General features: G+C 52.3%; 15 protein-coding genes. 7 read left to right on the top strand and 8 right to left on the bottom strand.

Annotation, left to right across the window (positions count from 1 at the left end; genetic code table 11):
• Positions 1–65 precede the first annotated feature (65 nt).
• Entirely contained in the window at positions 66–557 is a 492-nt protein-coding gene (locus JTJ32_RS24170; RefSeq protein WP_210043561.1) for a CinA family protein, read from the top strand.
• On the opposite strand, the gene cysC is transcribed toward JTJ32_RS24170, so the two are convergent.
• Positions 554–1162: an adenylyl-sulfate kinase gene (gene cysC / locus JTJ32_RS24165; protein ID WP_210043560.1), complete on the bottom strand. Its 609-nt coding sequence runs from the start codon at positions 1160–1162 to the stop codon at positions 554–556. The two genes, JTJ32_RS24170 and cysC, sit on opposite strands and share 4 nt — an antisense overlap.
• 233 nt (positions 1163–1395) lie before the next feature.
• Between cysC and JTJ32_RS24160 the strand changes: the two genes are divergently transcribed.
• The 6 genes from JTJ32_RS24160 to JTJ32_RS24135 all read left to right on the top strand — a co-directional run bounded on the left by JTJ32_RS24160 (position 1396) and on the right by JTJ32_RS24135 (position 8884).
• Positions 1396–2835, top strand: a complete 1440-nt coding sequence (locus tag JTJ32_RS24160; RefSeq protein WP_210043558.1) for an iron-containing redox enzyme family protein — start codon at positions 1396–1398, stop codon at positions 2833–2835.
• Positions 2832–3776, top strand: a complete 945-nt coding sequence (locus JTJ32_RS24155) for a methyltransferase (RefSeq protein WP_210043557.1) — start codon at positions 2832–2834, stop codon at positions 3774–3776. Before JTJ32_RS24160 ends, JTJ32_RS24155 begins: the two co-directional genes overlap by 4 nt.
• Positions 3777–3959: 183 nt before the next feature.
• A complete protein-coding gene (locus JTJ32_RS24150) occupies positions 3960–6107 on the top strand; it encodes a TonB-dependent receptor (protein WP_236059432.1) in 2148 nt (715 codons plus the stop codon).
• Positions 6107–6886, top strand: coding sequence for an ABC transporter ATP-binding protein (locus JTJ32_RS24145; protein ID WP_210043556.1), 780 nt, complete (start codon positions 6107–6109; stop codon positions 6884–6886). The genes JTJ32_RS24150 and JTJ32_RS24145 overlap by 1 nt, the downstream gene beginning before the upstream one ends.
• 1 nt (position 6887) lies before the next feature.
• Positions 6888–7847 carry an ABC transporter substrate-binding protein gene (locus tag JTJ32_RS24140; RefSeq protein ID WP_210043555.1) on the top strand — a complete coding sequence of 320 codons (960 nt, stop codon included), beginning with the start codon at positions 6888–6890 and terminating at the stop codon, positions 7845–7847.
• A complete protein-coding gene (locus JTJ32_RS24135; RefSeq protein ID WP_210043554.1) occupies positions 7844–8884 on the top strand; it encodes a FecCD family ABC transporter permease in 1041 nt (346 codons plus the stop codon). The genes JTJ32_RS24140 and JTJ32_RS24135 overlap by 4 nt, the downstream gene beginning before the upstream one ends.
• Positions 8885–9749: 865 nt before the next feature.
• On the opposite strand, the gene JTJ32_RS24130 is transcribed toward JTJ32_RS24135, so the two are convergent.
• The 7 genes from JTJ32_RS24130 to JTJ32_RS24100 all read right to left on the bottom strand — a co-directional run bounded on the left by JTJ32_RS24130 (position 9750) and on the right by JTJ32_RS24100 (position 22245).
• The gene (locus JTJ32_RS24130) at positions 9750–10670 is read right to left on the bottom strand and encodes a hypothetical protein (RefSeq protein WP_210043553.1); all 921 of its coding nucleotides are present in this window, start codon (positions 10668–10670) and stop codon (positions 9750–9752) included.
• Positions 10671–11359: 689 nt separating this feature from the next.
• Entirely contained in the window at positions 11360–12298 is a 939-nt protein-coding gene (locus JTJ32_RS24125) for a DUF4238 domain-containing protein (protein ID WP_210043552.1), read from the bottom strand.
• A gap of 447 nt (positions 12299–12745) precedes the next feature.
• Entirely contained in the window at positions 12746–14635 is a 1890-nt protein-coding gene (locus JTJ32_RS24120) for a hypothetical protein (RefSeq protein ID WP_210043551.1), read from the bottom strand.
• 5 nt (positions 14636–14640) lie between these two features.
• A complete protein-coding gene (locus tag JTJ32_RS24115; protein ID WP_210043549.1) occupies positions 14641–17040 on the bottom strand; it encodes a sensor histidine kinase in 2400 nt (799 codons plus the stop codon).
• A gap of 43 nt (positions 17041–17083) precedes the next feature.
• Positions 17084–17911: a phosphoadenosine phosphosulfate reductase family protein gene (locus JTJ32_RS24110; protein WP_210043548.1), complete on the bottom strand. Its 828-nt coding sequence runs from the start codon at positions 17909–17911 to the stop codon at positions 17084–17086.
• Entirely contained in the window at positions 17889–21347 is a 3459-nt protein-coding gene (locus tag JTJ32_RS24105; protein WP_210043547.1) for a hypothetical protein, read from the bottom strand. Before JTJ32_RS24105 ends, JTJ32_RS24110 begins: the two co-directional genes overlap by 23 nt.
• On the bottom strand, positions 21340–22245 hold the full coding sequence (locus JTJ32_RS24100) for a DUF4007 family protein (protein ID WP_210043546.1): 906 nt from the start codon (positions 22243–22245) through the stop codon (positions 21340–21342). Before JTJ32_RS24100 ends, JTJ32_RS24105 begins: the two co-directional genes overlap by 8 nt.
• Positions 22246–22741 lie beyond the last annotated feature (496 nt).

Genomic DNA, 22741 nt, shown 5'->3' with positions numbered 1-22741 from the left:
CTGGAAAATGGTTGGGCAGCCATCGGCGCGTCCCGAAATCAACAGCAAAGACGGCAGGTTCAAGCATGAAGATCGTCGAAGACGTAGTGGCCTACTTACGCGATGAAAAACTGTTACTCGCCACTGCCGAATCCTGCACGGCAGGCGAGATCATCACGCTGTTGGCGCAGATCCCCGGCAGCGGCTCGCTGATCGAGTGCGGCTACGTGGTGTACTCCCCCGAGGCCAAACAGCGCGTGCTTGGCGTCAAACCGCAGACCATCGAGCAGTTCAACCTGACCAGTTGCGAGGTCGCCCGGGAGATGGCGCAGGGTGCGCTGCATGAAAGCCCTGCAAACGTTGCCGTCGCGACCACAGGCATCTGCGGTCCGGACGATGTCGACGGCATACCGGCAGGAACCATCTGTTTCGCCTGGGGGTTTGTGGAAAATGGACAACAACATATCGTCAGTCGACGGCATCGCTTTCAAGGCGACAGAGAGTCGGTCCAACATCAGGCGGCGTTATATGCGCTTGAGCATATCCCCGAATTTCATCGGCGCATGACAGGCACTTAACGCGTGGCTCTGCTTATTATTGGCAGGATCTGTTCGAGGCATTCGCTGACGGACAGCTCACTGGTATCAAGACACAGGTCAGCGTCCAGAGGCTGCTCATAAGGTGAGCTGATGCCGGTAAAGTCTTTCAACTCCCCCGCTTTCGCCTTGCGATAAAGACCTTTCGGATCTCTCGACCCGCACGTCTCCAGAGGCGTGCTGACGAACACTTCCACAAAGCGGTGCCTGCCGATGATGGAACGCGCCATTTCCCGATCTTCCCGGTAAGGCGAAATGAACGAGGCAATCACAATCAGGCCAGCGTCGTTCATGAGCTGAGCGACTTCAGCGATGCGCCTGATATTTTCCGATCTGTCGGCGGGAGAAAACCCCAGATCCCGACAAAGCCCTTGCCGCACATTGTCGCCGTCCAGTGCATAGGCGAGCCTGCCCAGATCGAGCAACGTGCGCTCCAGTGCAAATGCCAGGGTCGACTTCCCGGAGCCGCTGAGCCCCGTCAGCCAAAGCGTTTGGGGCGACTGTTTCAAGAGTGCTTCGCGATCCGCGGGGCTGACCTGACTCGAATGCCAGATCAGATGCCCGGGATCATGTGGCTGCTTGTCCATGAACGCCCATTCAAGATTTCCAAACGTGTCGCGAGAATAACGTCTTTGTGCACAGGCGATCCATCGGCAACGCAATTGACCCATTCGCCTCGAACAGCAAAACGCCACCCATCGGCCTTGCGCAAAATACGCTGAATTTTCCAAACGGCCCGGCACTCTTTTTCCAATAGAACAACAGAAAGTCTCGTGCGACTGCTTCTCTCGTGACTCTCAACTGCCGAGGTACGATTTTTATGACGTCTCTTCAGCTGATGACAGGCAACACTGTCGTCAAACCCACTGCAGTGGAAGAAGAATCAAAAGCTGTTTATCAATCCTTGATGGGTGAAAACACCGACGAGTCGCGGCACGAGGCAGTCGTTTTTCTTGAGCGCTGCCTTGCGATGGCGGACCGGGAAATGTGTGAGCTGCCGCCACAGCCAGAAGCCCTCGAACACTGGATCGAACAGAACGTTGGTCAGGTCGCCGAGCAGTACGCGGCCTATCTGGAGCAGCGCCGTGCAGGCCAGCCGCGTCGTTTCTTCAAGAGCAAAGCCCATGCGATGTATTTCATCCAGCAGGTCGCGCCCACCAAACTGGTCGATGGCGCCTGGCTTTACGGGCTTCTGCCGCACTGGGCGGATTACCGTTTTCACGGACTGATTCGCACCTATCTTGAAGAGCTGGGCGACGGTGAACAGGCGCAGAACCATGTGTCGCTGTACCGCAAGCTGCTGGCAGATCTGGACTGCGACACCAACGTACCGCTACAGGACGAAGCCTATCTGCAAGGCGCAATCCAGCTGGCATTGGGGCAGTCGGGCGATGATTTTCTTCCTGAGGTAATCGGCTACAACCTGGGCTATGAACAACTGCCGTTGCACTTGCTCATTACCTCGTTCGAGCTGAATGAGTTGGGGATCGATCCTTATTACTTCACCTTGCATGTCACGATCGACAACGCCAGCACCGGGCATGCCCGCAAGGCCGCGCAGAGCGTCATGGCGCTGTTGCCGGTGGGTCAGGAGCGGGACGCGTTCTATCGTCGGGTCGCCAGCGGCTACAAGCTGAATGAGTTGGGCAACGGTTCATCGGCCGTCATCCAGTCATTCGATCTGGAGCAGGAAGTGATCGCCATGCTCGAGCGCAAACGCACCTTTGGCCAGCACATGCATTCCGATTACTGCCGTCTGGATGGCAAGACCGTCAACGAGTGGCTCGCCAGCCCCGATCAGATTCCCGAGTTCCTCAGCGTTCTGGAAAACCGTGGCTGGATCAAGCGCCATGAAGACCCGATCCATAGCCGTTTCTGGCAACTGTTCGAGGGTGTCGGCGCGCCGATGTTCGGCGTGTTCAACGGCTACGAAAAACAACTGGTGCACGACTGGATTGCCGGTGACTGGCTGGCCGACGGCAGCGCTCAGCCCAGCGCGGGCAAGCGCCTGCCCGAAGCGTTTCGCTCAAGATTCCGTAACCTGCCGGGAAGCGGCCAACCCGTTCCTGCGCAGACAAGCGATGCCGACCCGGATGTGCGCGAGCTTCATATGAAACTGGAGTCCGTGGCGGCAACCGAGAAGATGCCGGTGCTGATCGAAAGCCTGTCGCCTGCCCGTCATTCGAGCGCAGCAGGTCTGTACGCCACACGTCTGTTCGTCTCGCACATGGCCGAGCGCATGACGGGAGTTCAAGCATGAGCCTGAGTTTGCCGGACCGCACGGCACTGACCACCCTCGCTCAAAAACTCGCAGCGGGTGGTTATCGCTTTATCACACCCACGCCACTCACTCACCAGCGCGTCAATGAACGTCCTGAAAATCGCACTGCCCTTTCGCTGCGCGATGTGTTCGGATGGAGCCGGATAATTCCCGAATCCATGCTGCCGGCGTCGGAAGCTCAGGGTCTTCTGGAAGCCGGGATTCTGCAGCGAAGTGAGGACGGCCTTAAAAGCCGTGTCAGGTTTTCAAGCCTGGATGATTTGTTGCTGGTGCATTCCGCCTACCCGACACACGATGAAGATTCGGTATTTTTCGGCCCAGATACGTATCGCTTTGCCCGATCGATCAAAGGTCATCTGCAACGCACATCGCACCCGATAAAGCGTGCCGTGGACATTGGTTGTGGTACTGGCGCAGGCGCGCTGCTCATTGCACAGGCACGTCCTGATGCGCAGGTTCACGCTGTGGATATCAACCCCAGAGCGCTGCACTTCGCTCAGGTCAACGCTTCCATCGCGAGCGTTGAGAATCTGACCTGCAGCCACAGCGATATCCTCACCGGCCTTGCCGACAGCTTCGACCTGATCGTGGCCAACCCGCCCTACATGAAAGACACTCAAAAGCGTGCCTATCGCCATGGCGGAGATTCGCTGGGCGCGGACCTTTCAGTGCGCATCGTGCGTGAGTCCATCGATCGTCTCGCCCCAGGCGGTTCGCTGCTGCTCTATACCGGTGTCGCGATGACCGGCGAGCGGGATCCGTTTCTTGAAGCCGTCAAAGACGCCATTGATCATGCCGAACTCAGCTGGACCTACCGCGAGCTGGACCCGGATGTGTTCGGAGAGGAGCTGCTTGAAGATGGTTATGAAGATGCCGAGCGCATTGCAGCGGTGGAACTGCTGGTGACGCGTCGAGCCTGAACCGGACTTATCCACAGCCCGAAGGACTCTGTAAAACTCCGATATAACCACACGATGCCCGAACCCATGTTCGGGCATCGTGCGTTCAGGGCATCAAAAAGCGTGGACGAACGGTCGCATAATGTTATGTTATAACACAAGCGATTTTCCTCAAACGCAGTTTTCCTGAGCGACCCACCCGTCATGATCCGCTCCTTTTCACGGTTCAGAACCGCAGCCGCCAGCCTATGTCTGTTGGCATGTAGCAGCGCCGCTTACAGCAACGCTTCAGAACAGGTAGAACTCGCTCCGTCCACGATCAGGTCCACCGCCAATGGACAGGAGGCTGACACTCTGGATGCCGTGACCGGTGCCGGGTCACGCCTTCAGCTGACCGCCCTGCAGACCCCGGCAAGCACCAGTTCTCTTGATGGCGACGAGGTGCGCAGCCGGGGCGACGCCGATGTGCAGCAAGCCGTGGCACGCAGCCCTGGCATTACCGCTATCGGCACACCGGGCGATGGCGGCACAGCGTTGTCTGCCCGAGGTTTTACCGGACAGGGGTCGGTGATGCAGCTGTATGACGGCAGCCGCATGTACAGCGCCATGGGCACCGTCACGATGCCTGTCGACACATGGGCAATTGATCGCATCGAAGTACTGCGCGGTCCGGCTTCGGTGCTCTACGGCGAAGGCGCAACGGGTGCTGTGATCAATGTCATTCCCAAGAAACCCTTTGAAGGCGAGATCCAGAACCATCTCCGCCTGGGCTACGGTTCTTACGACAGCCATCAGGCCGCACTCGACAGCGGCGGCTCGTTGTCCGATCGGTTGAGCTATCGCCTGAACATCAATCAGCTGAACAGCAACGGCTGGGTGGATCGCGGAGATTCGGCCAGCACCTTCTTCAGCGGGGCATTGCGCTGGCAGGCCAGTGACACCTTGTCCTTTACCCTCGCCCACGACGGCGGCGAGCAGCGCCCGATGAATTATTTTGGCGTGCCAATGATCAACGGCCGCTATCACGAAGGCCTGCGGGACAAGAACTACAACATCCGGAATGACGTACAACGCTACGACGATCAGTGGACGCGGCTGACCACCGACTGGCAGATTTCCGATCAGGTGACGTCATCCAACGAGCTGTATTACCTGGCGTCGCACCGACGCTGGCAGAACGCTGAAAACTACAACTGGGATGCCGCGACACAGCAACTGTCGCGCAGTGGCTATTTCAGCATCAAACACAATCAGGAACAGGCAGGCGATCGCCAGACCTTCACCTTCAAGCACAGCCTGGCCGGCCTCGAGAGTCGGAGCGTGCTGGGCATGGACGTCAACCGGATACGCTTCAAGCTGACCAACAACTCGCCTTATGACGACGTGAACCCGGCCGGCGATCCGATTGATATCGAGAACCCCGCACCTGGCGGTTTTCAGAGCGCTTCGCCCTACGCCGAGCTGTTCAAGAGTACGACGCGGCAACTGTCGGTCTTCGGCGAAAACCGCACCCTGCTGACCGATCAGTTATCGATCATCACAGGCTTGCGACGTGACTACGTGAACATCGAGCGCAATGCGTTGCGTGACGACAGTCGCACCGAAAAAGACCTGATCGGCAACAACTGGAAAGTCGGCCTGGTCTATGCACTGACCCCGAACAGTTCGGCTTACGCGCAATACTCGACCAGCACCGATGGCGTCGGCAGCCTGGTTTCGCTCAATCCGGGCCAGCAACAATTCGATCTGGCCACCGCCCGGCAATCGGAAATCGGCTTCAAACAGGCGCTGTGGGATGAGCGTCTGGAATGGACGCTGGCCGCCTACCACATCATCAAGAAGAAACTGCTCACCGCCGATACGGGCAATCCTGACCTCACCCAACAGGTCGGACAGCAGTCTTCCAACGGACTGGAGGCGAGCCTGAAGCTGCAACTGCCGCAGGACTGGGCGCTGACCGCCAACGCAGCCTTCGTGCGTGCTCGCTACGATCAGTTCGACCAAAGCGTTGCGGGTGTGGCCGTGTCGCGTGACGGCAATACACCGGTCGATGTGCCGAAACGCACGGCCAACCTCTGGCTCGACAAACAGCTCAGCAGCGTGCTGCAGATCGGCGGCGGGCTGCGCTATGTCGACAGCCGTTACGCAGATATCGCCAACACCCGAGAATTGCCCGCCTACACCGTGGCCGACGCCAGCCTGTCGTGGAAAGCACTGCGCAATACCACGCTGGGTCTGCAGATACGCAATCTGTTCGATCGTCAGTACGCGGCCAGTCAGTACAACGAGGGCCAGCAATGGATCCTCGGAGAGCCGCGCTCCCTGTACGTCACCGCGGACCTGAGCTTCTGATGCTCACCCTGAAGAACCTGGCTTGGGCCCCGGAACAAGCGTCTGTCTGCGACCACGAACATTTCGCCCTCAAGGGCATCGACCTGCAGATCGCCGCAGGCGAATTCGTGGGGCTGATCGGTCCCAATGGAAGCGGCAAGACCAGCCTGCTGCGCTGCGCGTTCCGCTACAGCCGCCCGCACAGCGGTAACGTCACGCTGACCGACCATGACATCTGGAGCCGCAGCCCGCGCTGGTGCGCACAGCATGTCGCCGTGGTTGCGCAGGAATTTCCCGACGCATTCGGCCTGACACTGCTGGATGTCACGGCGATGGGGCGCGCACCTCATCAGGGATTTTTCGCAACAGACAGTGCCGAAGACCGTGCCATCGTGCAGCGCGCCCTGAAAGCCGTCGGGCTGGAAGGCTATGAACAGCACCGTTTCGACACCCTGTCCGGCGGCGAAAAACAGCGTTGCCTGCTGGCGCGTGCGCTGGTTCAGCAACCGCAATTGATGGTGCTGGACGAACCCACCAACCACCTCGATCCGCGTCATCAGCTCGAACTGCTGGGGCTGGTCAGACACCTCGGCGTGGCGACGCTGGCCAGCATTCACGACTTGAACCTGGCGGCGGCGTTCTGCGACCGGTTGTATGTGGTGCACCACGGCCGACTGGTTGCCCAGGGTACCCCTTGGGACGTACTGACCCCGGACCTGCTGCTCAGCGTGTTCGGCGCCAAGGCGTTGGTCGATTGTCATCCTCTGCGTGATTACCCACGCATCACCTGGATTCCCTGAAATGAAGCCGTTGTTCACGTGGCTGACCCTGTCCACACTACTGATCATCCCGCTGGTGCACGCCCAGAGCACGACCTACCCGGTTACCGTGCAGAGCTGCGACCGCTCGGTAACATTCGACGCTGCGCCGCAACGCGCGGTCAGCAACGACATCAACCTCACCAAAATGATGGTGGCGCTGAGCCTGCAATCTCACATGGTGGGCTACAGCGGCATCACCGGATGGAATAAACCCGACCCCGCGTTGCTGCACGACCTGAGCAAGCTGCCCGAACTGGCGAGCAAATACCCGTCGGTGGAAAACCTGCTCAACGCCAACGCCGATTTCTACTTCGCAGGCTGGAATTACGGTATGCGGGTCGGCGGCGACGTGACGCCGCAGAGCCTGGCAACACTGGGCATTCAGACCTACGAGCTGACCGAATCCTGTGCTCAGATCATGCCTCGCGCTGAAGCGACGCTGGATGACGTGTACAACGACTTGCTCAATCTGGGCCGTATATTCAATGTGCAGGACCGGGCACAAACCCTGGTGACTGACATGCAGAACCGGGTGAGTCGGGTCCACGAGCAACTGGCGGGACAGGTGCCTCCGCGTGTCTTTCTGTACGACAGCGGCGAAGACCGGCCCATGACCGCCGGGCGTCTGGCAATCCCGCAAGCGCTGATCAGCGCAGCGGGCGGGCGCAATGTCATGGGGGATCTCGCGGCCAGCTGGACCCACGTGAATTGGGAGTCAGTGGTGCAGAGCAATCCCGAGATCATCGTGATCGTCGACTACGGCGAAGTCAGCGCCGCACAAAAGCAGCAATTCCTGGAGCACAACCCGGCCCTGCAAGCCGTCGATGCGGTTCGCAACAGGCGCTACGTCGTATTGCCCTACGTCGCCGTCACACCGGGAATCGATAACGTCGCCGCCATCGAGACTCTGGCGGCGGCCTTTCACGACGTGGCGCGATGACCCTGTCGCAGTGGCTGACAGAACGGCGGAGCCGCTACACAGGTTTGCTGATCACCTTGACCATTGTGCTGCTGTTCTCGTGCCTGGTGTCTGTCACCTTCGGCGCAGCGCCTGTGCCGCTGGAGCAGGTCATCGGCATCCTGACCTTCAAACTGTCAGGCATCGGTGACGAGCATCACCTCTGGACGGCGGGACAGGAAACCATCGTCTGGCTGATCCGCATGCCGCGTGTGTTGCTGGGCGCTCTGGCAGGCGCAGGCCTGGCGCTCATCGGCTGCGTACTGCAAGCCGTCACCCGCAACCCGCTGGCCGATCCCCATCTGCTGGGAGCCACCTCAGGCGCCACACTCGGTGCCGTGATGGTGGTCATGCACGTCGGTGAAATCCTCGGCATGCTGACCTTGCCCCTCGCCGCGTTCGCAGGCTCGCTCGCCAGCCTGATCCTGGTGCTGTGGCTGTCCAGCCGCAACGGCCGCCTCGACAGCCAGCGCCTTCTGTTAAGCGGCGTCGCCGTATCATTCGTCATGATGGCCATAGCCAACCTGCTGTTGTTTCTGGGCGATCACCGCGCCAGCTCTTCCGTGCTGTTCTGGATGCTGGGCGGTCTTGGCCTGGCTCGCTGGGAACTGCTGACGGTTCCCCTGGTGACCGTGCTGGCAGGCTGGATATTGCTGCAGGGACTCGGCCGCGCGCTGAATGCCTTGATGGCAGGCGATCAGACCGCCGTCAGCCTGGGCCTGCAAGTGCGCAACGTCCGCCTGCTGGTATTCCTGATCGCCTCGCTCATGACCGGCGTACTCGTCGCCCTGTGTGGCTCCATCGGCTTCGTCGGCCTGATGGTGCCGCACATCGCCAGACGCCTCGTGGGCTCGGAACACCGACGGTTGCTGCCCATTGCGACGTTGTTGGGCGCGTTGCTGATGGTGTGGGTCGACGTGGTGTCGCGCACGTTGATTGCACCCGAGGATCTGCCCATCGGGATATCGACGGCGTTATTGGGCGGGCTGTTTTTTATTTTTATGATGAGGCGGGGGTGAGAGAAGAGGCCGTGCCGTAGTGCCAGCGGACAGATCTCGGCAGTTATCCAGCCAGTTGCTCTGGCTACAGCCTGTCAATCGCTCTGTCACACCCATGCTCGGCGGCTTTCTTGAGGTAGCGGATTTGAGTTGCATCACTTACGTAGAGATTGGCACGAAAGCTCTTCTCGTCGATCCAGACACCCGGACTGCTGCAAGAGCGACTTTCTTTATCGCATCGACCAGCGCCCGCAATTCAGGCGTTTTAACCTCCTGAAAAAAGTAGCTTGTGTGCCTCGTAATGCTCCGGTCGGGAGCTGACGGGCCTTGGTGCAACCTGGGTACTCCAATCGGTAGCGCAGCCCTGCTCTCAAATGACAATAACAACTGGAAGCCATTGACCGGCTACCGAAGAGCCAACAGAAATTTGTTGCGCAGATGCTTGATGCCCAGATCGCTCAGGCCACGGCTAAAGGCTTAGCAAGAGCCGTCATGTGAGATATCACCGGCTCCTGCGACAGGTTTAATGATCTGAAACCACATGATCCTACGGAATAAAGTCTGTCGGATCGAGCTCAGCAATTCCAAGGGCTAGTCAGTGGGCTAATTAGAAATAAAGTCTGTCGCAGCGCCATTTTTTGAGATTTTGAAGCCCGACCTACTAAATAAAGTCTGTCGATAACATGCAACCTATTGATTAAAAAAATTTAAAAAAAACAAATGCGCCGAGCGCGAGAACAATGACGCTATGATGGCCCAGAATGCCTCACGCCAGCCCGCCTAAAATAGCTGACGTCGCTGCTGGCCAGGTTTATAGCTCCTGATTCGACACTCCAACGCCATCAGTTCCTTAGGCGCCAAGGCAGGCGAGATCCAGGCCACTTCTTCAATCATCTGCGCCAAAAGAAGCCTTGTGTTGTTCGAGCGTGCGCTCGGCAATCATTTCATCGCGAGCTCTGCGCTCAAGAATGAACCGGAACTCCTCCGGGATCGGTAAAGGCGTACCCTGCGGGCTCATCTGGGCTCGATACATGTGCAGCAGCAGTCGTCGTTCTTGAGTCAGAAGCAAGATCTGGTCCAGCCAGTAGTCATCGCCATGCCGGACGCAAATGTCTAAAAAAGGGACAAGATATGGCACCGCGAGATCACTCAGATCGCCAATCTTTTCGCGTGAAACTGGATCTAATGATTTAAATCCTACGATTTCCGGTAGGTCACCAGTCTTCCAAACCAACGTCTCCACCCGCCCCACGCGGCGAAACTCAAATGACAGCTTCATTACCGCAATGTGTGCCTTACAAACGGCGCAGAAACGGGCTCTCAGATCTGCCTGATCTAAATCAATCATGGACCAAGAAAAAACAGGGGGCCCGACATTCACAACACTGTCTGCAGGCATGAACTCATCGAGCATTGATCCGGAACCGAACTCAATGCGCAGCCTTTTACGGGCTGGGTTAACCACGTAAGCTTCGTGCAAGGCATGACAGCAGTAGAGTTCGATTTGCAGTTTACGCTTATTCACGCTTGCAATGAAAAAGGGCAGCTCCAGAGCAAAAAGCCATTCCACCTCTTCATCTTCGTACTCGATGAACTTCACAGAGCTGGATTTGATCTGGACGTAGAAGCTGTTCGTTGCCTTAAAAAGCGTGCGGTCAAAATCTTCAAGCAACGTGGCAACCACGTCGACGCCGACGTCCTCTGTTCGGGGCACAGGCGCTACCAACGCAAGGCTTTGCAATAACAAAGTACCCAATTGCTCGGTTACGTCCCCGGAACGAAGGTTTTTTCCTCGAAGTGCTGGCATGCATGCTTCCATGATGAGATGAGTTGGCGAAGGCTGGCTGTTTTAGCGAGTATGCGTGAGAGCAGTCTCTGCCTCAAATCAAGTTTACTCCGCTTGATTCGTCTCTGGATCTGCCTAACCTAGCGCCATAGGTTAAGCAGCTCGAAGACCTAAAGGTGAGCTTGGGTCCATCCCACCGAATCTCCTTCAGCCGCTTAGCAGCCTAGGGCAATTTGCTCAGACCTTACTATAGATCTAACTCGATATCTGGGAGAGATTTGATATCGGAGTTAATCATGATCGACAGCAAAGAGCAGTACAGTCCTTCGTAAAAGCGATCTAGCGCTTCCTTCAGGCCAACGGCGTGCCTGCAGACGTCTCTATCAGCACGGTACGTGAAAAGGTGGCGAGATTCATCGCCAACAAGCAGAGCAACAGACTGGTTGCACCTCTTCAATTACCACCGCCATCACGGGCCGAGGATGATCACAAAGATACTCCAAACTGGGTCAGCCCCACTTCTTAAAATAGCCAACCTAGGGTCCGGACTATAAATTCCAAAACCGGATTGACTCACGTATTGACCCCAAGCTCTAATCCACCTCCATATCGGTAAATTCCAGTGGAGGCAGTATTTTTCTAGGCATAGGACCGGGTCAGCAATATCCCGGCAAATGGCTAAATTCGATTTCGGCCCCAAAAATATGCCCTTAAACTGCTGGATCTACATGGCTAATGTTTGACACTAAATCCGTCTCAGCTGGAACACTTTCCTCAAACTTCGATACACAATCAGATACCACGCAATCGATAAATCTGCCTCGCTGTGCGCTCTTGCTTAATCTGTCAAGTAAATTTGCGTCATCAGAAATAACAAAATTTCGTGCACGATCAAAGATCATTCGATTAAGTTTTCCCACATCCACCGTCTTGGCTTTTCGTGCTGTCGCGACTACAAATAGATCCTTTGCTAGTGGGAAAGCGAACTCTTCAAAACTGAAAAGTTTTTGATGTGACGAAAAGAGCACTGGACGGTCAGAACTTAACACGCTTAATCCTGGTTTCGTTTTAAAAAACCGCAAATTTTCTAGCTTGGACGTAAAGTCAAATGTCAGCAGTGGCAACATCAAGAATTGCGCAATTTTCAATGAGTCTGACTTGCTGGCAGTACGCTGAATAAATTTGACTCCACGACGATCATACTGCATCAATTCCTGTACCCGCGGAGTTGAACTATCATATTTCTGCAGCAAGTATGGTATGTTTTGACGAGCAAGCTCAAGGTTGCATGGGGTACGCCAAAATTGGAAAGAAATTATCAAATGTATAAAACTTAAGAAATTCTCATCTTTTTTTAGCTCTTGAAAAAAACCTGGGGTTGTAATGTGTTTGCGTATTAATTCTGAATAAAGTGCGAAGCAGCCTTCAATGTCTCGATAAAAGTGTTCAAGCATCACTGTAGATTTTCCTCGCATACGGACCGTATGCAAGTTAGTTTCATACATAATCGCAGTTGGCGATTTTGACTTTAGCTCTTCGAATTCTTTTTTATAGTGAGGTAAATCCGCGTCTTTGGAGGGTAAAAAAGCCTTTTGATAGTACACAGGTACATAGTGATGCTTTACGGGGTCATTGGCTTTCTTTTTCACGCGTTTGGTCCTTCAAGAAATTGTCTGTTGCAGGCTCATTTGCCAACAATTGTAGTACTTTATCTCGGATAGCTTAAAATCAATACGCCCCGCTGCCTTGGTTAATCGATCCTGTCAGCTCCTACCTTGTGAACCATTATCAGCACTGGATGTTTACTGATTAGTGCAAGGTCAGGCTGGCATAGGCCACTGGGTCACTTCGGCGTGAGCGCCAACACCCCACAGCCGTACGAGCAAAGGAGTATTCTGCGGTGACCAAGCAGCCCTGGTTATGGGTCTCGATCATTTGCGTCCTAGCTTCAAAAGCTTTCCAGCAAAGATCTTAAAAGGTTATAACCGGTACATAATTAAATTTAATAAACGCGCACCAGGTCTTAGCTTTTTCAGGGCTGGATAGAGGCGTGGCCGGGCGCATACCATCAAACTCAAATTCAATAATAAGCAGAGTTACGCAGATGTATATGGAGTGAGCCAAACCTCAAACCCTGAGCAGACATCAGGAATAGATATGTCTGACACCAAATATTTTATCTTGATAGCTCCGGATTCAAGATTCTTACCACTGATAACTTTTAAGTTTTTTGGGTCACCAAAGAAATTTAAAATTTTGTCAAATTTTCCACGATCAGCTCCCACTGGTAGTTTTTCTCCCTCCTCCTGTAAAATATCTAAAATCCATGAATGAAACTGGGCGGAGAAGAGAATAGTTTCTTGTAAAGGAGCCGCTTCTGTGTCTTCATCACCCGTGCTAGCTTCCCGCCCCATGGATAATATTGCAGAAACAAAATCCTTATCACTTAAATCATATAAAAACTCTACAACTACGTCCTTAGAAAGTTTAATTTTACAGCGAACCAATGCTTTCAGTGCGACAGAAAAGGAGGGATCTATTGGCGTTCCAACTCGTGCTAAGTGCGAAAGCGCCAACTCCTTAACCTCACTTGCAAACACCTCAGACAACCTGGCCAAACGAACATACGAAGTTTTAATGTTAAAGTCTCGACGCTTAATGGTACACAGCTTTTTCTTATCCCAAGAAAGTTTGCTGTACACAACTTGACCATCGACGATGTGCTTCAAAACTAACTGACCTTTGCCAAACGAGTAGGACTTTCCGAGAAGCTCTGAGAGCTCAGAACTGGTGTCCAATAACGTACCACCGACACAGACCACATCATAATCCAAAGAGCAGCGCATGAGATCACACGCCGGGGCAATGACCAATCTTAACTCACGGCTCTTATTCGCTTCTGAAACGAGTTCAAATACATCTCCCATTACTAGACTATCGCTAGCATCGTCCGCAATAGGAGCAGCGGCTATTTCCGAATAAAGCTCAAAAAGAACGCTTTGAGGAAGTAGTTTTCCGTCAATAGGGATGTATGAGTTCTGGTTAGGAATTAGAGATGCCTTTAACTCAGGAGCAGAACGCACCTTAGCGGCAAGGGCCTCAGCAACCAACCACGTTAGATAAGACTGAACTGATTCACTCTCAGCATCCAACCGCAATGACTTTAAAGCTACGAGGTCATGCAATTCCAACCTCTCGATCTCATTAGAGATTGTTTTACTAGCGAAGTTAATCGCATTATGCACTGTGTCTAGATAGCGACTGAGTTGTACAGACACAGGATATTGGTCAATACAACCCCAGATCAAACGCTGGATATATCGAGGCTCAATGTATTTTTTATCTAGCGGAATAAAAAAAGCGCTTTTGATTCCCGTTAGTTGACGAAAATCTGCGAGCCCTGATGTAGACGGAAGAGCGTGCGAAATCAAAAATACGACTTTAGGCCAATCAGCACCATCATAATTAAATTTGGAACACAAAGCATCTTTGTATTCGACGTGAAGATTATTCGCGGCAGTATCATTATCAATTTCAGCCGAGGCATAATAGTCGACAAAAGCTATGGCACACGAACTAAGGGCCTTACGCGCGTCCTCTAAAGAAGGATAGGTGTCTGGAGCAACACCAAAAAGTTCCGTAAGAATTCTTATCAGACTATCAACACGATATCTCTTATTATTATACTCCGACGCAAAATCCGCAAAGAGTGGAGATAGCAGCTCGGTGTGTTCCTCCAAAACAAAAAACTTCCACAACTCTGCTGCTTTGTTTTCTGCGACTTCAACAGCTTCACCAGGCTCAACAGAGCTTTCAAGCCCGAGCAGGGTTGCCAATAACGCTAACTTATCACCATCTTCTTCAACTAAGGAAAAAAGCGCCGTAAGCGCACTACTTGTTAGCGACTTGAAATCTGGAGGCATTAGAGAATCGTCGACGACCACCAGTGGACTGGATATGCTTTGAACTACGCGATCAAGCTGCATTCTACTTACTTCCCTGTAAATTTAATAATGAAGCCACGATGCATACCACCATCTGATGGAGCAAGTGCTAACTCAATATCATTTTCTTTTGAGAGCCGGCGAGCAATATATAGTCCTAGACCCCGACCACCCTTAGGTTTCGTTGTGTAGAACGGAGTGAAAATTTTCTCGCCAATAGTATCTGGAATTCCCGGGCCATTATCAAAAAAACTAATAATTCCTGTAGTGGATTCAGCATTTACTGTAATTTTAGGCGCTTCCATTCTGTCTAGTCTTCGAGCTAGCCAATACGCAGAGTTACTAATAAGGTTATCGAAGATTTGTAAAATCTGGCCTTTCTCCACACGCCTTGAAAAGCCCTTCCCCGAACCTACACTAATTTCAAATTCAATCCCGTGTCTCTGAAACTTTGCACTGTAAAATTCAACTATCAGCTTGATAAGCTCAGGAATATCAAAAATAGCCTTGCGTTGCCTGCCAGGTATGCTCAATTCGTCAATAACACGAACACGTTTATTCAACGTCTTAAGTAGCGCCTCCAGTGCTTCAAGTTTAACAGGGTCACCGGAAGTTTTTTTATCCTGAAGCATATCTAGAGCGGTATCTGTTGATCGTGCTAATTCATGTGCAAGTAGTTCAACCATCAGGCCAACTCCGGCAAGATGAGCGTATTGCTCCACTTCGTAATCTTTAGCTGCAAGAGCCTCTTTTGCACGCCCCCAAGCGTCCTGCACCTCATTCAGCTCGACTAAAATCCCTTGTATTGAGTTTGACTCAGCCGGGATACGTAATTTTAATGCTCGAAGGTTAGATGCAGCCGATTCGCTCGCATCAGCAATTCGTTCATCAATATCTCGTACCGTTTCTTCGTCAGCCTTCTTATTTTCTTTTTCGATGCGCTCGAGAAAGGTCCTACAATCAGATGCTATCGCATGACGTAATAATCTTTTAATAGTTTCCTTTTCCGGACAATCTCTGAAACCCTCCCGATTTGTCTGATCCTGAAGTCGGCTGTTATGCTCCGAATCTATGCGTAAATATCCAACAATTTGAGCCCGATTTAGTTTATACGCTGAACTTGCCAACGCTTTTCTATCCAGATCTAGCCAATCGTCAGCTGCAGCCCCATATGGGTACACACGAAAGCCATCTCTATAGACAAGAAGCCCGCCGCTCCAAGCTCGAACAAAATCCTGAAGCCCTCCCCTCCAAAGATCTTTTTCAGTTTTTTGCAAGCGGCCCCGGTTGAACCACCAAAATTTAGCCTCGAAATCTCCTAAAGTATCTAACGCGGCAATTAGCTCATCTGATTTTGCAAGTTTGTCGGTAGCTTTAGGCCTAGAGCGCCTGCTCGGCTGTTGACTAACGAGATCAGCTAAATGAGCACCGCTATATGTTAATACCTCTGCCTTATCGTGCAGAGAATAAAAAGTCTCTACACGAAGGCGAGCTAACTTATTATTACCTTCAACCGTGCCATCAGATTCGATGCTCCCGCTACGGAAGCTAATAATGCATGATGCATCAGAATACTTGAGACTAGAGGTTTTGAAACCGTCTATCAAAGACAAACTCTGACCTTGATAACTAATTTTAATGAACTGATTTGCATAACCAGATTTAAATGGATCAGCAAGCTTGGCTAAATCAACATTTGCCATTTCTCTTAGCTTTTCTTCACTCCAATCAGATTGAATATCTTTAATAAGAATTTCAGTTCCTGGAGATACGCTAGGATCATCTTTGACTTTTCGTGGTTCGAAGTCAAGAGCATCGGCATCCAGATTAGGATCCGCAAAAACTGGTCGCCAATCAAGTTCTAGTTCAAAAATTGAGCCTAACTGCTTTTTCTCATGGCTTGTCTTTACTCTTACGAAATGGCCAATTCGCATTGCAGCTAATCGGCCAATTCCTTTCTCTCCAAGCGGTACCTTCCCAGCGCTTCCCAGCATCTTTTCTTTTTGAAGGAACCTAGTCGGAGTCCCAATAGTTAGATAGCAGCTCGTCAGGTCACTGTCATCCATTCCGTGTCCAGAATCACGAACTTTTATGAAATTAAATTTGAAAAATGAATCGTATAGTCTATCAAGAGCCTCAGCTCTTTTGTCAAATCCGGAAATATAATCCAAAAACTCTGAGTGCAACCCGACTGATGCGGTTGGTTCCAGAGCATCAACGACATCGGATCTAAACTCTTCAACATTCCAAGGTTTCTTTAAATTCCCCCATCTTTGCCTTAATGCGCGATATGCCGAAGGTTGTAGCACCATCGAAATATCAATAGAAATCTTCTTGGAGCCTGCATCAATTCCATTCTTTATCAACTCATACAGCGCGACCGAGTCGGAACTTATTAACTCAGCACCCAGCTCAAGTAGTACTCGTGCTTTAAATGATATGGCCAAGAATTTCCCTCCTGGAAAATCTAATCTTAACTTATGCAGTCCACTACAACTGACATACCAAACAACCTTGATCGTCGTCATCGTCTGGCGTTTCTGTTGAATCAAGCTCTGAGAACACGGCAATCAGCGTGGAGTTATCCTTTCTTTGAGCCATTCGCTCGACCCTTAATGCATGGTCACGCTTAATCTGAGCCATACGCTCCGGTTGTTCAAGCTCCGCAAGACTTTCACCTTGACTCCAAGTGAAGAAGTTGCCCGTTTTTTCAAAGGGCACTTCATACTCTTTAGCCTTTTCGTACAAATCGGGGTGTGTTTCTTTTAACTTCACCCACTCAATTTTTTGCTGATAGAAGCAGAAGTAGCATCCAGAGCGGGTTCTTCCCCATTTTGTGTAGGGTGGCATCCCGACCCCAGATACTCGAAGAATCTCTTCAATATCGCGCAGGATTAGCCCGTCCTCCTGGAACGGGTACACAGCTTCGATATTTGTCTTATGGCTGATGTACCCCGTGCGATTTTCATCCGCACGGAGCCCAACATAATTGATTATCGGCTGGTCACCGCAAAAGTCCTCAAAAGGCTTAAGCTTGAGCATTTTCGTGCACCAACGACGATGATTGGAGGGAATCATCCCTCCATACATGTCATACCAGTGGTCGAAACCGAGATCAGCATTCAAACGATGCAACGGCTTCCCGAGGTAATTTTCCAGGCGCTGCAAATAGTCATAAGTCTCGGGCAGCTCTTTACCGGTATCGCTGAAGATGTACTCCATTTCGGGCACACGATCTCGCATGTAAATCGCTAACGCTGCGCTGTCCTTGCCCCCTGAAAGGCTAAGGATGTGTCTAACCCGCGGTTCGTTGCTCATCGCTTAGCTCATTCTCATCGTGTTCGGTGGAGCCCTGCTGCAATTGCAGCAACGCTTGAGCAAGGGCTGACGCGGCCAAATTCAAATTGCCGCCCACTTGCTTAGTGAGGGTCTCTAGCAGGCTATTGGCCATGATCTTGGTCTCATGATCAGAGGTCAATAGCATCGCTGCCTCTTCGCCACTGGGGAGAGTCAAAGTCACCCCGACGAAGCGTTGCGCTTGACGCTCAAACTCGCCTTTACGCATAGCGACCCTAAGCCAGCGCTTGTAGCGCCCGCATAGCTCAAGGACGGACTCCGCAAATATCGGAGCGTCACTGTCTTTCCAGATATCTAAGGGTCTATGAACTACAACACTCGCAATGGAATCCATCCACTTGTCGTCAGTCAGGGTGATGTCCGAACAGCGCATGATGAAGGCTTTAAGATCTACCTCGGCAAGAGACTGCGCGGTATCGGCGCACTCTTCCTGGAGCTGCGATCGAAGGGCCTTCAGAGGGCCTGTGATCTCAAAAGCCTGAGCCATGGAAAAGCTAACCTCGTCCTGCAACCGTCGGTATGCCATACCAAGCTCAGTGAGGCTTTTAGCCAGCAGATCGGGGAAGCTACTAGCGTCCTTCCCCTTCCCAGCCATCAACACGCGCGGCATATCAATGGCGAGCAACGAAACCGGGTCGGTTGCTCTTTTGATTACGTCGCGAAGGGCTTTGGTTTGGTTTGTAAGTCGCAGTGTCTCTTGCGAATATTGCGGGAGACGCCCGTACCAGCGGATCAGCTCCCGCGCAGCATCCAGGTAAGATGCGTTCAACCCCAACTGCACACCTACCGCTCCAAATGCCTTTGCATAATCTTTGATCAGATCTTTGCGCTCTGCTGCAATGTCGAAGCGGCGGAAGCTAAAGGTGTGAGGGCTCCTGAACATCCGTTGCTGATGATCGGAGGTCAACTCCAGTATCAGACTTCCTCGTTCGAAAATCGCGCACGACTCCTTGTTAACAAGAAGGTAAACCATGAACCACACGCTGGCCGGCCCATTTCGGACCCCTAGCGGCGGTAGTGCCAGACTTGAAATGACCTCAGCAAAAGTGACCTGCCCGTCAATCATCAGTTGCTTATCAAGCTCAGCCCAAACTTTACGTATGCCGGCAGGAGAATTACCGTCCGGTGCCGTTAACAACCAACGGCCGCCAGCCCCTTTACGATGCAGTCCAGTGGATTGAAGCAGAGAGCTGTAGAGCAATCGTTCGGGTGGGAAGTCGACGATACCTAGCAGCTCTGAATCAGCCTTTTTATCCAGCAGGTCAAATAGACGCTGCCGAGCTGCATTGATTGCAGATGAGGGCTTCTCTTTGTTGATCAATTCGTTATTGATCGCCGGAGCCGCCTCGTAAACCTTATCGAACAGCCAAGAGGCGGCTTGACTAAGGTTCATTGCTCCGCTATCGGCGATCACCTTTCCTTTATGCCAATACTGCATATCGGACGACCCTTTTGCTTGCCGGTTCAGCAATGCCAAGACCAGTCGGCTAACACGCTCACGTGCCGTGCTGAACCTCGACTCGACATAGCGCTCAGTCCAGGGATCCAAATGACTAAGCTTGACCTGGTCATGAACCATCAACCAGCGGGAGTATTCAATGAGAGCATTACGCTCATCCGGACCGACTTTGACAATTGCGGTAAGCGATAAAACGTCGTCAGTAGAGCGAGCTACCTCTTCAGCAGCACCGACTAAAGCAGACGATTCGGCGTCTGCAAATATCAGCCCCACGCTGCCATCATGGCGACCATGATTACCGATGGACTGCGCAATTCTATCCGACGTGCCTGCAGTCACTCTTACCGAGCGGATTGTTCCTGTCTGCTGATAGTGACGACTTGCAATAACGCTTCTTTCAGATAGGGCTTGTGAAACGCCATTGAACATCAGTTCATCAGCCGAGCGCTGCATCGTTTCCTCGTATAAAGCCTCGACGTTGATAGCGTGACTGACGGCAAAACCATAATCATGACTCGCAGGACGATGTACTAGGATTCTTTTGGCAGTTAGCTCACTCAAAGCTTCAGAGATAGCTCCAAGGTCTTCCCCCATAGCAAATCTAAGGAGCTCAACGGTCAACACCACATGGAGGACTTGAGCGACCAGCTCGATGACGGCAATCGACTTGAGTAATTCAAGCTGTAAAGCCGTCATCTCCGCGTCATTACGCTCTACGACAGAGCGAGCGAAATCCCAGCGTCGTTCAGCTTCAAGATCACGGAAGCGAAGCCCTACCCCTGTCGTGAGGTAGTCAAAAAGCTCGCTCATTCCATACCAAGAAGAATGGTCGACAATATTATGCTCCGCGAAGTCTCTCAGTGCTCCGGACTCATATCCACGCATGAATGCATGAAATGAACGCTCGCTCTGACCAAATCGCTTAGATATGACCGCTAAGCAAGCCAGAGCTGCTGGGTGCAATGGGTACAGGCGCTCTGCCTGAGCGAACAGCTCACTCTCACCAGTTCCGCGGAAAAAGTTGAAATCAATTGCTTGCTTGTAGATGCTCCGGGCATCTTTTTTCAGGGCAACCGACTCAGTAATGGTTCCATCCGCGCCTAGGGCATGAAGAGCGAAATGCGCATACCGTTCGACCGGCTCATCAAAAGGCACTTCATCGAAGCGTGCTGAGACCTTATGCCACTCATCGGAAAGCGTCCGACCTACACCTGTGGCATAAGCATCAAAGTGCTGGTGCAGCATTGATATGACTAGTAGACCATCGTCCGTAGGATGAGATGCGACCTCAGCGATTTGCTGCAGAGACATCAAATCGCCGGCTTCCGGATTTAGAGCTGCGTACTCGATGAATTTGCCAAGCTCGTCAATCAGCAATAGGACACCGGAACATCCAGCACCTTTGGTGATTAGAACAAAGTCATTCAGCAATCTACTCGTCGCTGCGTTAAGGGGTACGTCACGATAGGTCTGAGCTTTCGTATCCAACTGGCGCTTAAGCTCAGTAGCCAGCTTGCTTTTTGGCAGGTGCTCAAGCGCTTCGAGAATAGACTGTGCTAACGCGTCACCCAACGATACGCGCGAACCGCTTATTGCCAGTGCAAAGCGATTTTGCCCTTGTGGGAAAAGCTCAGCGACTTCTGTAGAGGCCTCAATGAGCTGTTTGTAAATTGCATGAGAGCTCTTTTGCCCTTCTAACAAACGGGCGAGCAGCAACCCTAGCGCCGACTTACCACTGCCGTAGGGCCCAATGAGTTTCCAGGCGCGTTGTGCGCTACCCGACTTCAACGCGCCGCCAATCTGGCGAAGCACTGCCAAGACAGCAGGAGTGATCAGATAACTATCGAGCGAATCTTGTGACCGCAAATCCCTAGTCAGCGAAATGGAGCGCAGGAATTTGGAGTCCAGCTCAAGGTGATCTATCAGTCGGTCAGACATTCGATTCTTCTCCCACACCCAGCAAGCAATCAGCCCAAGCGGGCGCTAAAGTTGTATCCAGAATAATTTGCTGGGTATCAGCGGTATCAATAAATCGCACAACGCCACCAAACTCATTTTCTACACCTTCTATCAAGCTACTCACTTGAAAGTTATCCAACCTGAAAACGCTACCGGGACTGAATTCACCATGAACAATCTTGGTGAGACTGAGAGAGTTGGTATTTTGACGTTCGAAGTAATCAATCAAGGAAAAAAGGAAAACTCTTGGAGATAGACCTAAGGGAGCATTTCTACCTACTAGGTAAACAGTTCTGCCGTCGTCGGCAGTGACCTCTTCAAAAAGTCCCAAATCTTGCAGTGGACACCACGAGGTATCATCACCTGCAGACTCTTCCCGCTTGTACGAATGCAGGAAAATGCTTGAATGCTGCTCAAGGGTGGAGACCGCCAGCTTTTTGTTACTAGCGGATGCCTGATTCTCGAGACCCGCGATGAGTGTCTTTCGATCAAAACGGGAATACGTTGCGCTCCCGAAGACCAAATTCCAAACTGCAATCTCCGCGTGAGATGAAATCCACCAGTGAAGCAGCCAAAGCGACTCAGGCTGTTCGAGGAAAGGGTCCCAACCATCTTTCGAAAGCAGCAAGCTTCCAATCGGACCGGATTGCAGGCCAGAAGAATCGCGGCCATCGACTATCCCGAAAGCCTCACCCCAAAATTGAATCGACTTGACCATGTTGCGGCCAATGCCCAGCGTAATCGTCGCCTGAGCTTCATCCTTCAGCGCAAGGGGGTTGCTGATAATTGCTTGGTGTAGCTTTGGCAGCCATCCGTAACGGCAAACGAAGGACTCATGTCCCGAGAAGCGCTCATCTCGTCGTTGAATGCTCGACATCAACCTTTCCTCCCTGGGGCCAATTTCTCCGAAGCAGCTTGGTCGTTGCTCTGAGCTGCTGGCTCGATAATGATGCGTTTCGTGGCGGCATCAAAGTAAATATCTACTTGGTCGCCTTCGTGTAAACCGGCATTCCTCAGCAATTGCTCGCTAAGCGAAACGCGCCCTAGCTTCTGGATCCTGCGGGTGTCAAACAAAACCTTCATCCTACTTACCCCAAGCCTCGTGGCAGGCTTTATCAATACTCGTAGGATACTTTATTGGGGGACCTAACACAGGGGGGACCGCCGCCTAAAGATGCTCATTTTCCCTGTCTTTTGTCAGTTAGACTAATCTCGTCCTCAGGCTTGGGACCATGGTCACCGATCTCTGACATGGCAGCAGGTCACGCGATCGACGCCCGTCTAATCGCCATTGCACTGTAGTGGTCTAATGATTCCGGACACTCATTTAGGCGAGAATATCGCCAGATAGAGGTGTCTGATGACCAAACAAC

This window comes from Pseudomonas alliivorans, from assembly GCF_017826695.1.
GTDB classification, from domain to species: domain Bacteria; phylum Pseudomonadota; class Gammaproteobacteria; order Pseudomonadales; family Pseudomonadaceae; genus Aquipseudomonas; species Aquipseudomonas alliivorans.
Note: the sequence above shows the minus strand (reverse complement) of the source record. Positions and strands in the feature narration are given on the sequence as shown.

What these genes read in the sequence shown, in the direction of transcription:
- JTJ32_RS24100 (WP_210043546.1), bottom strand. Translation starts at nt 22,245, where the DNA reads ATGTCGAGCATTCAACGACGAGATGAGCGCTTCTCGGGACATGAGTCC.
- JTJ32_RS24155 (WP_210043557.1), top strand. Translation starts at nt 2,832, where the DNA reads ATGAGCCTGAGTTTGCCGGACCGCACGGCACTGACCACCCTCGCTCAA.
- JTJ32_RS24140 (WP_210043555.1), top strand. Translation starts at nt 6,888, where the DNA reads ATGAAGCCGTTGTTCACGTGGCTGACCCTGTCCACACTACTGATCATC.
- JTJ32_RS24105 (WP_210043547.1), bottom strand. Translation starts at nt 21,347, where the DNA reads ATGTCTGACCGACTGATAGATCACCTTGAGCTGGACTCCAAATTCCTG.
- cysC (WP_210043560.1), bottom strand. Translation starts at nt 1,162, where the DNA reads ATGGACAAGCAGCCACATGATCCCGGGCATCTGATCTGGCATTCGAGT.
- JTJ32_RS24135 (WP_210043554.1), top strand. Translation starts at nt 7,844, where the DNA reads ATGACCCTGTCGCAGTGGCTGACAGAACGGCGGAGCCGCTACACAGGT.
- JTJ32_RS24110 (WP_210043548.1), bottom strand. Translation starts at nt 17,911, where the DNA reads ATGAGCAACGAACCGCGGGTTAGACACATCCTTAGCCTTTCAGGGGGC.
- JTJ32_RS24170 (WP_210043561.1), top strand. Translation starts at nt 66, where the DNA reads ATGAAGATCGTCGAAGACGTAGTGGCCTACTTACGCGATGAAAAACTG.
- JTJ32_RS24150 (WP_236059432.1), top strand. Translation starts at nt 3,960, where the DNA reads ATGATCCGCTCCTTTTCACGGTTCAGAACCGCAGCCGCCAGCCTATGT.
- JTJ32_RS24130 (WP_210043553.1), bottom strand. Translation starts at nt 10,670, where the DNA reads ATGCCAGCACTTCGAGGAAAAAACCTTCGTTCCGGGGACGTAACCGAG.
- JTJ32_RS24160 (WP_210043558.1), top strand. Translation starts at nt 1,396, where the DNA reads ATGACGTCTCTTCAGCTGATGACAGGCAACACTGTCGTCAAACCCACT.
- JTJ32_RS24120 (WP_210043551.1), bottom strand. Translation starts at nt 14,635, where the DNA reads ATGCAGCTTGATCGCGTAGTTCAAAGCATATCCAGTCCACTGGTGGTC.
- JTJ32_RS24145 (WP_210043556.1), top strand. Translation starts at nt 6,107, where the DNA reads ATGCTCACCCTGAAGAACCTGGCTTGGGCCCCGGAACAAGCGTCTGTC.